The sequence below is a fragment of the Plantactinospora solaniradicis genome (assembly GCF_042658085.1).
In the GTDB taxonomy this organism is placed as follows: Bacteria; Actinomycetota; Actinomycetes; order Mycobacteriales; family Micromonosporaceae; genus Plantactinospora; species Plantactinospora solaniradicis.
Window position 1 is genome coordinate 255,276 of sequence record NZ_JBHSPR010000053.1, and the last position, 16,068, is coordinate 271,343.

Annotated in this window: 11 protein-coding genes and 1 pseudogene; 3 read left to right on the forward strand and 9 right to left on the reverse strand. The window is 71.6% G+C overall.

All coding sequences use genetic code 11. The features are described from left to right. Positions 1-18: 18 nt before the first annotated feature. The 8 genes and pseudogenes from ACFP2T_RS37690 to pepN all read right to left on the reverse strand — a co-directional run. Positions 19-2,028: pseudogene (locus ACFP2T_RS37690) on the reverse strand (ComEC/Rec2 family competence protein); the annotation flags it as partial. Next, positions 2,025-2,738: a helix-hairpin-helix domain-containing protein gene (locus ACFP2T_RS37695; RefSeq protein WP_377430668.1), complete on the reverse strand. Its 714-nt coding sequence runs from the start codon at positions 2,736-2,738 to the stop codon at positions 2,025-2,027. The pseudogene ACFP2T_RS37690 and the gene ACFP2T_RS37695, both read right to left, overlap by 4 nt. 394 nt (positions 2,739-3,132) lie before the next feature. Further along, positions 3,133-4,380, reverse strand: coding sequence for an alginate lyase family protein (locus ACFP2T_RS37700; protein ID WP_377430671.1), 1,248 nt, complete (start codon positions 4,378-4,380; stop codon positions 3,133-3,135). A 156-nt stretch (positions 4,381-4,536) separates the two neighbouring features. Continuing rightward, a complete protein-coding gene (locus ACFP2T_RS37705) occupies positions 4,537-5,382 on the reverse strand; it encodes a DegV family protein (protein ID WP_377430674.1) in 846 nt (281 codons plus the stop codon). Positions 5,383-5,423: 41 nt separating this feature from the next. Beyond that, a complete protein-coding gene (locus ACFP2T_RS37710; RefSeq protein ID WP_377430677.1) occupies positions 5,424-6,074 on the reverse strand; it encodes a histidine phosphatase family protein in 651 nt (216 codons plus the stop codon). After that, positions 6,071-6,469, reverse strand: coding sequence for a ribosome silencing factor (gene rsfS / locus ACFP2T_RS37715; RefSeq protein WP_377430766.1), 399 nt, complete (start codon positions 6,467-6,469; stop codon positions 6,071-6,073). Before rsfS ends, ACFP2T_RS37710 begins: the two co-directional genes overlap by 4 nt. A gap of 99 nt (positions 6,470-6,568) precedes the next feature. After that, the gene (nadD, locus tag ACFP2T_RS37720) at positions 6,569-7,165 is read right to left on the reverse strand and encodes a nicotinate-nucleotide adenylyltransferase (RefSeq protein ID WP_377430680.1); all 597 of its coding nucleotides are present in this window, start codon (positions 7,163-7,165) and stop codon (positions 6,569-6,571) included. A gap of 99 nt (positions 7,166-7,264) precedes the next feature. Beyond that, complete coding sequence (pepN, locus tag ACFP2T_RS37725) at positions 7,265-9,820, reverse strand: aminopeptidase N (protein WP_377430683.1); 2,556 nt, start codon at positions 9,818-9,820, stop codon at positions 7,265-7,267. A 71-nt stretch (positions 9,821-9,891) separates the two neighbouring features. Between pepN and ACFP2T_RS37730 the strand changes: the two genes are divergently transcribed. Beyond that, positions 9,892-10,110: a DUF397 domain-containing protein gene (locus tag ACFP2T_RS37730; protein WP_101371446.1), complete on the forward strand. Its 219-nt coding sequence runs from the start codon at positions 9,892-9,894 to the stop codon at positions 10,108-10,110. Between the two features lie 87 nt (positions 10,111-10,197). Here the strand turns inward: ACFP2T_RS37730 and ACFP2T_RS37735 are convergent, their stop codons facing one another. Continuing rightward, a complete protein-coding gene (locus ACFP2T_RS37735) occupies positions 10,198-11,109 on the reverse strand; it encodes a polysaccharide deacetylase family protein (protein ID WP_377430687.1) in 912 nt (303 codons plus the stop codon). Positions 11,110-11,441: 332 nt separating this feature from the next. On the opposite strand from ACFP2T_RS37735, the gene ACFP2T_RS37740 reads away from it, so the two are divergent. Further along, on the forward strand, positions 11,442-13,010 hold the full coding sequence (locus ACFP2T_RS37740; protein WP_377430690.1) for an RtcB family protein: 1,569 nt from the start codon (positions 11,442-11,444) through the stop codon (positions 13,008-13,010). Positions 13,011-13,389: 379 nt separating this feature from the next. Then, the gene (locus ACFP2T_RS37745) at positions 13,390-16,059 is read left to right on the forward strand and encodes a PQQ-dependent sugar dehydrogenase (protein ID WP_377430693.1); all 2,670 of its coding nucleotides are present in this window, start codon (positions 13,390-13,392) and stop codon (positions 16,057-16,059) included. Positions 16,060-16,068 lie beyond the last annotated feature (9 nt).

Consider the following 16,068-nt stretch of genomic DNA (forward strand, 5'->3'; position numbering starts at 1 on the left):
ACCTTCGTATCGCTACTGCGAATTGTTGTTCGGGTCCGATCGCGTTCCCCGCATCGGGTACGGCGGGCCGAGCAGGGTCAGCACCACCGGTCCGGCCGCGTACGTCCAGCCGGTGCCGATCGCGCCGACCGGAACGCCGTTCGCCGTACCGACCTCGTGGACGGCGGCCCTGCCCTCGGCCGGCTCCAGCCACTCCGGAGTGGCCACGGAGTCCACCCGCCGTCCTCGGAACACGCCCTCCAGCCCACCGACATGATCGGCGTGAAAGTGGCTGAGCACCAGCAGCGACACGACCCGTACGCCGAGCCGGCGCAGGCAACGGTCGACGGCGACCGGATCGGGGCCGGCGTCCACCACCACCGCCTGCCCGGCCCCGATCGGCAGCACCAGACTGTCGCCCTGACCCACCGCACAGGCCACGATCACCCAGCCCGTCGGCGGCCAGCCGGTCGCGACCAGCCGCACCGGCAGCGCACCGACGACCACAGCGACCGTGACCACCGCCACCAGCCGGCGGACGAGCGGCCGGCGGGCGGCCACCAGGAGCGCGACCGTCAGCAGTCCGAGCAGCAGGCCACCGGCCACCCCGTCCAGCCAGGGCAGCGTGCCGGCCGGCAGCCGCGCACCGTGCCGGGCCACCAGGACCAGCCACCACGCCGGCCACCCGCCGAGCCACGCGACGGCCTCGGCGCCGGCCGACCAGAACGGGGACAGCACTGCTGCGGTCACCCCGAGCACCGTCGCCGGCGCGACCGCCGGCACTGCGAGCAGGTTCGCCGGTACGGCCACCAAGCTGATCGTCCCGGACAGGCCCGCCACCACAGGTGAGCAGGCGAGCTGCGCCGCCGCCGGGATGGCCAGCGCCTCGGCCGCCCCCGCCGGCACGCCCCGGCGGCGCAGGGCGTCCCGCCAACGTGGCGCGAGCAGCAGGAGCCCACCGGTGGCCAGTACGGACAACGCGAATCCGGCATCGCCCGCCAGCTCCGGGTCGACGACGACCAGCACCGTCACCGCGCCGGCCAACGCCGGCAGCGCGGCCCGGGGCCGTCCGGCGGCCAACGCCGCCAGACCGATCGCGCCCATCGTCGCGGCCCGGACCACGCTCGGCGAGGGGCGGGCCAGTATCACGAATCCGACCAGGGCAACCCCACACAGGCCGGCGGAGAGCCATGGTCCGGCCCGGGCCCAACGGGCCAGCAGCAGCACCAGGCCGACGACTATCGCCACATTCGATCCGGATACCGCGGTGAGGTGGGTCATTCCGGTGGTCCGGAAGTCGTCCTCGACGGCCGGTTCCAGTCGGCTCGTGTCTCCGACCACCAGCCCCGGCAGCAGCCCGCCCGGCTCGCGCGGCAACGGCGCGCAGGCTCGCTGCAACCCGGTCCGCAACGAGCCGGCGGTCCGCTGCGCCCAGGACGGGTCGCCACGCAACACCGGTGGCGTGCTGACCGTCAGCACGGCGGCGGTGAGGTCTCCCCCGCGCGAGGCGCCGAGCCGGCCGGTGGCGGTCAACCGCTGGCCCGGTAACACCTGCCGCCAACCGGCATCGCCCGCCAGCACGAGAATCCGGACCGGTGCCCTGATTCGACCCTCTTCGGGTCCCTCGAGCCAGTCGAGCCGGGTCGAAAGCAGATACATCGCGGGACGACCGGCTGCTCCGGCGACCGGTCGCGGATCGTCCCGTACCACCAGTTCGGCGGTGACCCTGGCCCGCGCGTCGGCCAGTCGACCGATCGCCTCGGCGTCCCGTACGCCGAGGCGAGCCGCCGTGACCACGCTGCCGCAGAGCACCCCCAGCAGTACCGAGACGGCGACCCACCCGTACCGCTCCAGCCCGCGCTGCCCCAGAGCCTGCCGCTCCCGCTCGGGCGTCGGACGACGGATCAGCCGGTACGAGAGGGCGAGCACCGCCGACGTGGCCACGGCAGCGATCAGCAGCGCCGCCGTGGCGTCCAGAAGGAGCGCGGCCAGTGCGGACAGCCAGGTTCCGGTGGCGAGCCCGGCCAGCCGCAGATCCGGGGAGGTCACACCGTCACCAGATCCTTCAGGTCCTCGTACCGGGCGTCACCGATGCCGTTGACCTGTCGCAGATCGCCTACCGAGCGGAAGCCGCCATGCTGCTCCCGGTGCGTCACGATGCGCTGGGCGAGCACCGGGCCCACCCCGGGCAGGGCGTCGAGCTGCGCCACGGTGGCGGTGTTGAGGTTGACCTTTCCGTCGACCGCTCCGGCGGGGGTCTGGGCCGACGCGGCGGCGGCCGGTGCTGCTCCCGGCGGCGGCGTCACCCCGACCAGGATGAGTTCTCCGTCCGTCACCCGGCGGGCCAGATTCAGCAGGGAGACGTCGACCCCGGGCAGGGGACCACCGGCGGAGTCGAGCGCGTCGGCCACCCGCGCGCCGGCGGGCAGTCGTACCAGACCTGGCCGGCGCACCTTGCCGGCCACCGCGACCACCACTTCGGCGCCGGCCACGACGGGCCCGGCGCCACCCGATACGGGCCCCGAGCCCGACGGCGTCGGTAGCGCGGAGGATGCGGGGGACGGCCCGAGGGACGGCGAAACCGGCTCCGTGCGCGGGCGGGATGTCCACGCCCAGCCCGCCGCACCGAGCACGACCACGACGGCCACCACCGCCATCGCCTTGACCCCGCGCCGCCCAGGGTCGAACGCGCCCGGCCCCGCCAACCGATTCGGCGCAGCCAGGTCGGTCGCCGGAACATCATCCTCAGTCGACAGCACGTCGTCGTCGATCGACCGAATACCGCTTCCGGTGGAGGGGACATCGCCTCCGGGTGAGCGGACATCGCCTCCAGCCGACCAGACATCGCTTCCAGCCGACCATGCATGGCCTCCGGTTGAGCGGGCGTCGCTTCCGGACGCGCCACCAGCGCGGCCAACTGCCTGCGAGGCGCGCCCACCGAGCAGCCGGAAGAGCCGCTGCCGCACCACTGCTTCCTCGTCGGACACGCGGCGAAGCTTGCCAACGGCGTACGTGGCACGAGGGCCGGAAGTCCACGGCTGTGGACAACCGGCCCTCGTGTGGAAAACGCCCTGATCATGCCCGTCTATGCTATGGCCCGCACCGATCCCCGACCGGCCGGCACCGATCCCCGACCGGCGGGCACCACCGGCCTCAGCTGGGGTTGCCCGCGTGGGTCAGGGTCTCCCAGGCCACGAAGAGGTAGTTCGTGCCGGCCGGTCGCTGCCGCTCGGTGAGCTGCTGGGTCCTGGTCATCGCGATGCCCCGCCGGTTGCTCAGCGCGTTGAAGGCGACCTCTGTGACCGGGCCGAGCCCCAGGGTCAGGCTGCCCCCGCAGAGCGAGGACGGCACGGCGTCGCCCAGTTCGTACTTCGCGTGGAAGCCCAACGCGTGACGCAGTCGGTCCTGGATCTCCGGATAGATGTCCTGGCCCTGGTGCCGGAGCGTCTCCGCGACGTGGGAGATCGCCGATATGCCGTACCCGGTGTGGGTGAAGTCGCGGCAGGTCTCCTGAGACAGGCCGTCGGAGAACTGCTGCTGCCCATGCCAGTACGACACCACCTCCGCCCGGGTGTCGATGCTGCTGCCGACCGGGCCACGCGGGTACGCACCGTCGGTGGTCAGGTAGAGGAAGGCCGGCAACCGGTCGCGGAACTTGGCCACCGCCCGGTCGTAGCTGGCCCGGTCCTCCAGGAACACCGAGATCCCGAGCGTGGCCTCCATCATGCTCAGTTCCCAGTTACCGTTACTGGTCGCGTTGCCGTTGATGATCTCGGGCAGATAGACGTTGCGCAGCATGGTGCCGAACCGGTTCACGCCGGTCGAGGACCAACCGCTGTACGTGTAGCGGATGATCTCCGCCGCCCTGGGCCAACTCGACGCCGCCCACGCGGCCTGCAACGGCGCGTTGCTGTTGGTGTGGTCCCGGATCGTCGCCGACCAGGCATCCATGATCTGGATGGCCTTCTCCGCGTACCGGCTGTCTCCGCCCACGTACCAGGTTAGCGCGAGGGTGTACGCGGCCAGCGCGTCCTGCCGTTCGTCCGTACAGCCGTTGTTGGGGTTGGAGTACGAGCCGCACTCCACAATGGCGCGGGGCTTCGGCGTACGGGACAGCGAGGCGAGGGCGCTCGCCATCATCTGGTCGTAGGCGCCCTTCCAGGGCTGTGCTCCGGCGTTCACCCGGGATCGGACGAAGTCGAGTTGTGGACGGCTGACCAGTACGCCGGGATGGGTGAACGTGGCGGGCGCGGCGATCTGCCGCTCCGCCACCTGCGCTACCGGTACGGCGACCGCCGTAGTTGCGCCAGCATCCGACTGCGGGACGACCACGGTGGTCAGCAGCAGTGCGCCGAGGGCGACCACCCGGGGCATCGTGACGTGGAGACGTGACCTGGACACAGCGCTCCTCCTGCTCGGGCATGTTGGGGCTCCCGAAAAGCAACTCTTAGGAAGCTTTCCTAACCAATAGGACCATCCAGATCGACTTCAGTCAACGCCTTGAGGTGTTAAGAAGGGGCCCTTCCTATACAAAAAGCGATAACAGGGGGCCCTTCCTTACACCCGGTGCACGACGACACAGGCGAGGCCGGGGCCGGCGTGCGCGGCGACCGCCGCACCGGCCTCGGTGACGTACGAGGCACGCAGCCGGGAGCCGAGCCGCACGCGCAGCGCGTCGGCGAGATCTGCCGCCCGCTGGGGTACGGCGAGGTGGTGCAGGGCAATGTCGACCTCGTCCTCACCGGCCGCCTCCACGGCGAGGTCGACCAGCCGGGCGAGCCCTCGACCGGAGGTACGGACCCGGTCCCGCAGCACGATGGCGCCGTCCACGACGTGCAGGATCGGCTTCACCGACAGGGCCGTGCCGAGCAGCGCCTCCGCGGCGTTGATCCGGCCGCCCCGACGCAGGAACTCCAGCGTGTCCACGTAGAAGAACGTGCTGGTCCGCTCGATGGCGTCGACCGCCGCCCGGCGTACCTCGGGCAGCCCGACCCCCAGCGCGGCGGACGCGCTGGCGGCCAGCGCCGGAAAGCCGAGACCCATCCCGGTCGACCGGGCGTCGACGACGCTGACCCGCTCCCCCACTTCTGCCGCTGCCAGCCGCGCGGCTTCCACGGTGCCGGACAGCTCCGCCGACAGGTGCACCGAGAGCACCCCGGTCGCACCGCCGGCGAGCAACTCCCGGTAGGTCCGGGCGAACTGTTCCGGTGCCGGCCGGGAGGTGCTCACCGACACCCGCCGACCACTCAGCGCCCGGGCGGCGTCTTCCGGGAAGACGTCGACGCCCTCCTGGCCCTGGACCCCGTCCAGCACGACGGCGAGCGGCACTACGGTGAGCCGGAACCGATCGACCAACTCGGTCGGCAGGTAGGCGGTGGAGTCGGTGACGACCGCGACGGGCATGCCGGCACGGTAGCCGATCACGCGCCCGGAAGGACGGCGCGTCAGATGGCGGCGGGCGGCGGGTGGTCGAGGCCGGCACCCGGGCCCTGGGCGATCAGCCCGACGTTGTGCCCGCGCAACTGCCAGCCGCGTACCTCGTCGTGCCGCAGTTCGGTCCAGTGGCAGTTGTTCAGCGACCCGACGGCGCGCAGCACGGTCGAGTCCCAGCCGAGCAGATAGCCGCAGCCCTGCCGGGCACCGCCGCCATGGGTCGCCACCACGATCGTGCCGCCCGGCACGCCGTCGGCGGCTTCCTGGAGCGCCGTGCCGACCCGCTTGCCGAGTTCGTCGAGGCTCTCCACCTCGCAGCCGGGATCCTGCTCACCGGCCCGCCAGCGGGCGTGCTCGGCGGGGAACCGCTGCGCCACCTCGGTCATGGTGAGTCCCTGCCACCGCCCGTAGTAGCGCTCCCGCAGCCGGGGGTCCGTCCGGACCGGCAGCCCGGTCAGCGCGACCAGGGCTGCGGCGGTGTCGGCGGCCCGGCGCAGGTCACTGGCGACGATCGCGTCGGGCCGCAGCGCGGCGAGCAACGGCGCGGCGCTCGCGGCCTGCTCCCGGCCGAGGTCGTTCAGCGGCACGTCGAGCTGCCCCTGCACCCGGTTGACGGCGTTCCAGTCGGTGTTGCCGTGCCGCCAGACGATCAGCCGGGTCATTCGGCGATGCCCGCCTCGGCTTCCACCAGGTCCCGGTCCACGAACGGGATCGTCGGGCAGTCCTTCCACAGCCGGTCCAGCGAGTAGAACTCGCGCTCCTCGGTGTGTTGGACGTGGACCACCAGGTCGACGTAGTCGAGCAGCACCCAGCGGCCCGCCCGCTCGCCCTCGCGACGGACCGGCTTCGCCTTTTCCGGCAGGCCGACCAGCGCCTCCTCGATCGCGTCCACGATCGCGGTCACCTGGCGCTCGTTCGGTGCGGAGGCGAGCAGGAACACGTCGGTGATCACGAGCTGGTCCGCCACGTCGATGATGACGATGTCCTGCGCCTTCTTGTCGGCGGCGGCCTGCGCGGCGACCGTTGCCAGCTCGCGGGCGCGTTCGGAAGCTGTCACCATTCTCCTTCGATCAACCGTCGGACCCTCCTAGCCTCTCACACGGCGGCACGGTACGGCCTGGCGGTTAACGAACGGCAAGCACCAAACCGGTCGAAATCACCCCTGGTACAGCCGTCGTTTGGCGATGTACTGCACCACACCGTCCGGCACGAGGTACCAGACCGGCTCCCCGGCGCCCACCCGGTTGCGGCAGTTGGTCGACGAGATGGCCATCGCCGGCACCTCCACCAGGCTCACCGTGTCGGCCGGTAGGTGCGCGGCGGAGAGTTCGAAGCCGGGCCGGGTCACCCCGATGAAGTGGGCCAACTCGAACATCTGGTCGAGATCCTTCCAAGAGAGGATCTTCTCCAGTGCGTCGGCGCCGGTGATGAAGAACAACTGGACCTTCGGGCCGTACTCGGCATGCAGGTCCCGGAGGGTGTCGACGGTGTAGGTCGGGCCGCCCCGGTCGATGTCGGCCCGGCTGACCTGGAATCGCGGGTTCGAGGCGGTGGCGATGACGGTCATCAGGTAGCGGTCCTCGGCCGAACTCACCGGTTCGTCCGCCTTCTGCCACGGCTGTCCGGTGGGCACGAAGACCACCTCGTCCAGCGCGAACCGGTCGGCCACCTCGCTCGCCGCGACAAGGTGCCCGTGGTGGATCGGATCGAAGGTACCCCCCATGATCCCGATCCGCCGGATGTCGTCATCCACTCCTTGATCGTAGGCTGGTCACGCCCCCGGATCCCCCGAGCATGAGCCAGATCGCATTTCCCGCCGCGGGTGGGAGTACCGTCGGCCCGATCGGCCGGGCTACCGGGCGGCGGTCCGGGACAGCAGGGCCCGGCGTAGATCATCGTCGGCGTCGGTGACCACCCGGCGCAGACCGGTCGGCAGGTCGTCGCGGGCCAGCAGGGCAGCGGCCAGTTCCCGGGTCCGCCCGGCCACGGCGTACCGGGGATAGGCGAGCCCGGCCACCTGGTCGGCCACCCAGGGGGTACGCCGACCCGCCGCCTCCGGCATCTCGGCGAAGTAGCGCTCCACATAGGAGGCCGTCAGCTCGACCTGCTCGGGTTGCCAGAACCCGGCCGCGTTGGCCTCCAGCAGTCGATTGGACAGCGTCGTGTCGCGCGTGACGACCTGCCAGGCGCGGTCCTTGGCCTCCGGATCGGGCAGCGCGGCCCGACAGGTCGCCGCCCGCTCCGCCCCGCTGGCACTCGGGTCGGCGGCCTGCTCGGCGGCGATCTCGGGCTCGCCGACGGCACCGAGTACGGCCAGCCGGCGCAGCACCGCCCAGCGCAGTTCGGCGTCGACCACGAGCCCGTCCGGAACGTCCTCGCCGGCCAGCCATCCCGCCAGCACGGCGGTGTCGACGGTGGCCCCGATCAGGCTCCGCGCCGCCGCGAGCTGGCGCGAGCCACCGGGCGGCGCCGTCGCCAGCAACCGGTCACAGGCGCCCGCCAACTGCTCCAGCGCGGCGGGTCGGACGTCCGGGTCGAGATAGCGGTCCAGCAGCGGACGGGTCCGGTTCAACACGTCCTGCACCACGATCAGCTCCGGCTCGGCCGGCAGGGCCGCCACGATCAACGCCACCAGGTCCGAGACCGGACGCTCGCCGTCGGTCACCGCGTCCAGCGTCTCGCTCCAGAGCAGGGCCCGGGCCAGCGGGTCGGACAGGCCGGGCAGGGCCAGCGGTACGGCGGCGGCCGAGCCGGCGTCCAGTCGCACCTTGGCGAAGGTCAGGTCCCCGTCGTTCAACAGCAGCAGTCGGGCGGCCGGCTGGCCGGTCAACTCGTCGAGCACGGTCCGCCCGCCGTCGACAACCGGGGCGAGGTCCACCTCGATCCGACGCCGCACCCGAACCCCCGGCCCGGCACCGGCAGAACCGGGATCGCCGTCGGCGGTGTCGGCGAGGTCGTAGAGTCCGACACCGATCCGGTGCGGACGCAGCAGCGGATGACCCGACGGCGCGCTCTGCACCACGGCGACCTCGGCGTAGTGCCCGTCGTCGCGCAGCCGTATCTCGGCACGCAGAGTGTTCAACTGTGGCTGCCGCAGCCAGACCTCGGCCCAGCCGGTCAGGTCCCGGCCGCTGCTTGCCGAGAGCGCCGCCAGCAGGTCGGCCAGGGTGGCGTTGCCGAACCGGTGGGTGGCGAAGAAGCCCCGCAGCCCCGCCAGGAACGCCTCGTCGCCGAGCCACGCGACGAGTTGGCGGAGCACCGAGGCACCCTTGGCGTACGAGATCCCGTCGAGGTTGGACAGCGCCTCGGCGGCATCGGGCACCTCGGACGGCGCCACCGGATGGGTGGACGGACGCTGGTCGGCGGCGTACCCCCAGGCCTTGCGGCGGAGCGCGAAGGTCGTCCACGCCGAGCCGAACCTGGTCGCCTCGGCCGTCACCCGGGTCCCGAAGTACTCGGCGAACGACTCGTTCAGCCACAGGTCGTCCCACCAGCGCAGGGTGACCAGGTCGCCGAACCACATGTGCGCCATCTCGTGCGCGATGGTGTTCGCCCGCTGCTCCCGTTCGGCGTCGGTGACCGCGGAACGGTGCAGAAACTCGTCCCGGAAGGTGACCAGACCGGGGTTCTCCATCGCCCCCATGTTGAACTCCGGCACGAACGCCTGGTCGTACTTGCCGAACGGGTAGCGCACGTCGAACAGCTCGTGCAGCCGGTCGAGGCACTGCCGGGTGACCGTGAAGATCTCGTCCGCGTCCCGGTCCAGGTATTCGGCGAGCGAGCGGCGACAGTAGACGCCGAGGGGAATGCCGTCGTGCTCGCCGCGCAGCAGGTGGTACGGCCCGGCGATCAGCGACACGAGGTAGGTGGCCAGCGGCGGGGTCGCGGCGAACTCCCACCTCCCCGGCGCCGGTGTGGCGGCGAGTTCGCCGTTGCCGGCCACCGTCCAGTCCGTCGGCGCGACGACCGAGAGGACCACCGGCGCCTTCAGGTCGGGCTGGTCGAAGCAGGCGAAGATGCGCTGGGCGTTGTCGATACCCGACATCGCGTAGAGGTAGGTGTTCCCGTCGGCCGGGTCGACGAACCGGTGCAGCCCCTCCCCGGCGTTCGAGTACGCCATCTCCGCCTCGACGACCAGCGTGTTGTCGGCGAGCAGCCCGGTCAGGGCGAACTGGTTGTCGTCCAGCGCGGCCGGATCCAGTGCCCTGCCGTTGAGCCGCACGCCGAGGAGTCTGGTCGGTCTGACCTCGACGAACGTGCCGGCGCCCGGGGTGGTGGAGCGGAACCGGATGCGGGTGACGGATCGGAACACGACCTCACCGCCGGTCAGATCCAACTCGATGTCGTACGACTCGACGGTGAGCAGTGCGGCGCGTTCCGTCGCAGCTACCCGGGTCAGGCTCGGCATCCGCATATCCTGCACGATGGGTCCGCGGGCGGCTGGGCTCCGGGCCGAATCTGTGTATGGAGGAACCGACGATGGCGCAGCACCCCAAAGGCGACTTCGACCTTTCGCGCGCCGTGTGGCAACGCGCCGAGGGCGACGATTCGGAGGGCGCGGTGGAGATCGCGTTCGTCGACGACCTGATCGGCATGCGCAACTCCGCCGAGCCGGACGGGCCGGTGCTGGTCTTCACCCAGGCCGAGTGGGACGCCTTCGTGGCCGGCGCCCAGGACGGCGAGTTCGACCTCGACTGACCGGGCCGGCCCGGCCCGGTGCCACCCACCTGGTGGCGGCCGACGGTCGCGGGGCGGTTGACGGTGGCGGGGCGGTTGACCAGTCGCTCAGCGGACGTAGTCCCCGAGCAGGGCCGGGGTCAGCCCCGCGGCGTGGATGGCGGTCAACGCGGCGATGAAGTCGTCGACGAACCGCTCCCGGAAGTGCATCAGGATGATGTCCCCGGCGTGCACCCCGGGGCCGTCCTGGTAGCGGACCTTTCCCTTGTCCACGGTCTCCTTCCAGAAGAACGCCGCCTTCATGCCGCAGTCCCGGGTCGCCCGCAGTGTGGTGGCGTCCTTGCTGCCGCCCGGCGGCCGGAACAGTACGGGGCGTCGGCCGTACCACTGCGCGAGCCGGTCGGCCGACCCGCAGATCTCCCGCCGCTGCGTCGCGTACGGCTTACCCCGCAACACCTGATGGGTCAGGGTGTGCGCCTCGATGACGACGTTGGCCGGGAGGTGCCGGAAGTAGTCGGGGTCGCCCTCGACGGCGTCGATGGTGAGGAAGAGCGTCACCGGCACGTGGGCGTCGAGGAGCAGTTGCCGGGCCTCCGGTTTCTTGACCCAGCCGTCGTCGATGGTCAGGAACGCCACCGGCTGGGTGGTGGGGATGTGGCTGTACCAGCCCGCCTCCGGCCCGGCCGGCACGGTCACCGGCTTCGGGGTCGGGGCATCCGGGAAACCTGGCACCCGGGCCGCGTACGGGCCGGTCGGGGTGGGCAGGTCCGGCGCGGCGGGAGCCTCGACGCCGGACGGGTGCGGCGATCCGCCGGGCGGGTGTGCCGATCCGCCGGACGGATGTGCCGATCCGCCGCCACGGCAGCCGGTCAGGCCGGCGAGGAGCGCCACCAGTACCGTGACGACGACCAGGAGCACCCCCGCACGTGGCCGCCCGTCACCGTGCCGGCCCGGGCCGTCGTCCCCGCTGGTCGGATGCCCCGCCACCACCCCCGGGACGCGAATCTGGTTCGCACTCACCCGCCGACCCTAGGCCGCTGGCTCCGCCGCACCAAGCGATGGCCGTCGACACGGGGAAGATGGAACCCCTGGTAGACCGGGGGTTCACCCGGTGTAGTGCCGGCCCGGCGGCGACCGCTGTCGGGTGCACCGGCCAGCCGCCGGTCCCGGCGGGCTTATCCGGTTGCCGCCCGCTCGACCGGACATCTAGGCTGATCTTGACCTCGCGGCTGCTGAACCGTCGAGCACACAACCGGACATCGCGGGATCCCGTCCCGCCCCCGCCCGCACGCGCCGACGCGCGTGTCGATGGCTCGTGCCCCTTCCTCGCAGCAGCTCCGAAAGGTCCCTCCATGCCCACACCAGCGGCCAAGCGGCCCGATCCACGCCTGGTCCGGGTCGACGACTCCTGGCTCACCCTGCCCAACCCGTCCGGAATACCCGTCGACATCTGCGCCGGGCCGGACGTACCGATCGAGTCGGTGGCGATCGACGAACTCCTCACCGTGCTGGAAACCGCCGACACGCTGCGGAGCCTCGCCCGCGCCACCCCGGGACTCGACACCGAACCCCGGATCGACCGGGTCGTCTGCACCCCGGACTTCCACAAGGGCGCCGGCATCCCGATCGGCACCGTGCTGCGTACGACCGGCGCGCTGATCCCGCAGGCGGTCGGAAACGACATCAACTGTGGGATGCGGGTGGAGGCCACCTCGGTCACCGTCGACCAGATCCGTCCCCACCTCGACCGGCTGGAGCGGCGGCTGCGGCACCTCTTCTTCGAGGGTGGCCGGCGGATCGGACTCACCGCCCGGCAGCGCGAAGGGCTGCTCCGCGAAGGGCTCCCCGGCCTGCTCGCCGACGGCGTACCGGCCGAGTCCAGGGCGGCCAGCGGGGACGGCGCCGGGGTCGCTGGCGGCGCGTGGCGTCAGGTCGGTCCCGACGACCTGACCGACCTGGACGGCCGGCTGCACTCCAGCGGTTATCCGGTCTCCTCCGCCGACGGGTTCCGCGACTGGATCACCAGCGGCGGCGGAACCAGCTACGACAGCATCATCGGCAGCGTCGGCGGCGGCAACCACTTCGCCGAGTTGCAGTACGTCTCGGCGGTGCACGACGGCGCGGCGGCGTACGCCTGGGGTCTGGCTCCCGGCCAGGTCGTGCTGATGGTGCACAGCGGTTCGCTCTCGCTCGGCCACCAGGCCAACGCCACCGGCCGGGACCAGGCGAAGGCGGCCTGGCCACGCGCGGTGCCGACGCCCCGGAACCGGATCCTGCCGATGCTGCTCGACGAGGCGTCCGCGCCCGGACGGCAGCGGTACCTGACCGCGTTCGCCAACGCCGCGAACTTCGCCCTCGGCAACCGGTTCTTCCTGGCGTTGATGCTGCGGGCCGGTCTGGCCGACATCGTCGGCGAACTCCGGTCCCGGCAGGTGTACGACGCACCGCACAACCTGATGTGGCCGGAGCCGGACGGCACCGTGCTGCACCGCAAGGGTGCCACCCCGGCGGCCGGAGCCGACGGTGCCGGTCAACGCCCGATCGACCTGTACGGCGAACCGGTCATCGTGCCCGGCTCGATGGGCGCGCCCAGTTACCTGCTCCGGGGGCTCGGCAACACCCGCGCACTGACCAGCGCCTGCCACGGCGCCGGACGCAGCATCCCCCGGGGTACGGCGGCCCGCGGCGGCGACGCCGAACTGGACGCGTTCCTGCGGGAGTTCCGGGTGGTGACCCCGCTGGACCACCGCGATCCGGCGGTGGCCGCCCGGCGGGACATCGTCGACGCGTGGCGGCGCGACCTCAAGCAGGAGGCGCCGTGGGCGTACAAGGAGGTCGGCGCGGTCGTCGACAGCCTGCGCCGGGCCGACGTCGCCGAACCGGTGGTCGAACTCCGGCCGATCCTGACCGTCAAGGGCTGACGCCGGGAACGGAACGGCGACAGACAGCGACCGGGACTAGAGACAGAGACAGAGACCGAGACAGCGACGGTCAAGGGGCGATCGCAGATCCGACCGGTCGGGCAGGGCCGATTCGCCCGACCGGTCGTCCACTCTCCGACGATCCGGCGAGGCGGTGCGTCGGGGTCCGGGAGACATCATCCCCATTGATATGCACGACGTGCCGTTAGCCCGTAGTTACGGAATGCTCACTCCGGACGCGGCGGGAGTGCCGTCCGTCGCCAGCCCCCCTAGCGTGACAGATCCTTTGTGCACTTGGAGCTGCGCCAAGTTGGGGGACAGTGGCATGCCATCACCCGCACAACCGTCATCGATCACATCTATTCTCCGTACCGGTCTCGTGGTCGGTCTGCTGGCGGCACTGACCGCGCCGATCTCCGGTACGACACCCGCCGCCGCGGTGGTGCTACCCACCGGATTCCAGGAACAGGTCGTGTTCACCGGCCTCAACCAGCCGACCAACATCGAGTTCTCCCCGGACGGCCGGGTCTTCGTCGCCGAGAAGGGCGGCCGGATCAAGGTGTACGACGACCTCGCCGACACCACCGCGACCGTCTTCGCCGACCTGTCGGCGAACGTGCACAACCAGCACGACCGAGGGCTGCTCGGACTGGCCCTGCACCCGAACTTCCCCACCCAGCCGTACGTCTACGTGCTCTACGCCTACGACGCGCCGCCCGGTCAGACCGCCCCGTACTGGAACGACAACTGTGCCTCGGTCGGCGGCACCAACGGCGGCCGGTGCATCGTCACCGGTCGGCTCTCCCGGCTGACCGCCGCCGGCAACACGATGACCGGGACGGAGCAGGTGTTCATCTCCGACTGGTGCCAGCAGTGGGCCAGCCACGCCACCGGCGACCTGCGGTTCGGCGCCGACGGCATGCTCTACGCGACCGCCGGGGACGGGGCCAGCTACGACCTGGTCGACTATGGCCAGCTGGGTAACCCGGCCAACCCCTGTGCCGATCCTCCGGGTGGGACGATGACGCCGCCGACCGCCGAGGGCGGCGCGCTGCGTTCCCAGGACCTGCGGACCACCGCCGACCCGACCAGCCTGGACGGTACGGTGCTGCGGCTGGACCCGGCGACCGGCGCCGCCGCCCCGGGCAACCCGGGCGCGGCCAGCGCCGACCCCAACACCCAGCGGATCGTCGCGCAGGGGCTACGCAATCCGTACCGCTTCACCATCCGACCCGGCACCAACGAGGTGTGGCTCGGTGACGTGGGCTGGAACCGCTGGGAGGAGGTCAACCGGGTGGTCGACCCGACCGGCGGCGTGGCCAACTTCGGCTGGCCGTGCTACGAGGGCGCGGCCCGCCAGGGCGGGTACGACGGCGCCAACCTCGACCTCTGCGAGAGCCTCTACACCGGCGCCGGGCAGACGGCACCGTTCTACACGTACGACCACGCCGCCCGGGTCGTCGACGGGGAGGCCTGCCCGACCGGAAGCTCCTCCGTCTCCGGGGCCGCGTTCTACCCCGCCTCCGGCGGCAGCTATCCGGCCGAGTACTCCGGCGCGCTGTTCTTCTCCGACTACAGCCGGGACTGCATCTGGGCGATGATGCCCAGCGCACCGGGTGGGCTGCCGGTGGCGACCAGCCGGCGTACCTTCGGCAGCGCCGCCGCCAACCCGGTCGACCTGGCGATGGGTCCGGGCGGGGACCTCTACTACGTCGACCACGCCGGATCGGTACGCCGGATCCGGTACTTCCCGGGCAACCAGCCACCGGTCGCGTCGATCGCCGCCTCCCCCACCTCCGGTACGGCGCCGCTGACCGTGAACTTCGACGGCACCGGCTCCTCCGACGCGGACCCGGCCGACGAGGGTCGACTCCGCTACGAGTGGGACTTCACCAACGACGGCACCGTCGACGCGACCACCGGCACAGCCTCGTACACCTATCCGGCCGGCGGCCCCTACACCGCCCGGCTGACCGTCTACGACACCCTGAACGCCTCCGCCACCCAGACGGTGCCGATCCAGACCGGCAACAGCATGCCGACCGCGGTGATCGACACCCCGGCCGAGGGCTTCACCTGGGCGGTCAACGACCCGATCAGCTTCACCGGGCACGCGACCGACCCCGACCAGGGCACCCTGCCGGGCAGCGCGCTGCACTGGCGGATGCTGCTGCACCACTGCTACACACTGGACAACTGCCACACCCACAGCCTCCAGGACTTCACCGGTACGAGCGGCAGCATGCTCGGCCCGGACCACGAGTATCCGTCCTATCTGGAGCTGGTGCTGACCGCCACCGACAGCGGCGGCCTGGCACACAGCACCAGCGTCCGACTCGATCCGAAGACCGTGGACCTGACGTTCAACTCCAGCCCGTCCGGCCTGCAACTGGTGTTCGGCTCGGGGCCCCAGGCCACGCCGTTCACCCGTACCGTCATCCAGGGGTCGAGCAACACGGTCAGTGCGGTCACCCCGCAGAGCCTCGGCGGCGTCCCGTACGTCTTCGGCTCCTGGTCCGACGGCGGGGCCCAGACCCACGTGATCACCGCCCCGGCCACTCCCACCAGCTACACCGCCAACTACAACCCGCAGTCGGGCAGCACCCGACTGCCGCAGTCCCAGTGGTCCGTGGCCGGGGCGGACAGCCAGGAGACGCTCCTGGTCAACGGCCGGGCCAACAACGTCCGGGACGGCAGTTCGTCGTCGATCTGGCACACCCAGCGGTTGCTGTCCAACCCGGCCCACCCGCACTGGATCGACATCGACCTGACCACCACCCGGACCGTCAACCGGCTGTACTACCTGCCCCGGCAGGGTTCCAACACCGGCGGTCGGATCACCGGATACGAGGTGTACGTCTCCGCCAACCGCACCACCTGGGGTAATCCGGTGGCGACCGGCACCTTCGCAAACAGCGCGGCCGAGCAGACGGTGACGATTCCGCCGACGAGTGGCCGGTACATCCGGCTGCGCGCCCTCGGCGAGGTCGGCGGCAACCGCTGGACCTCGGTCGCCGAACTCAACGTCGGGGTGGTTCCCACCGGCTGATCCTGACCG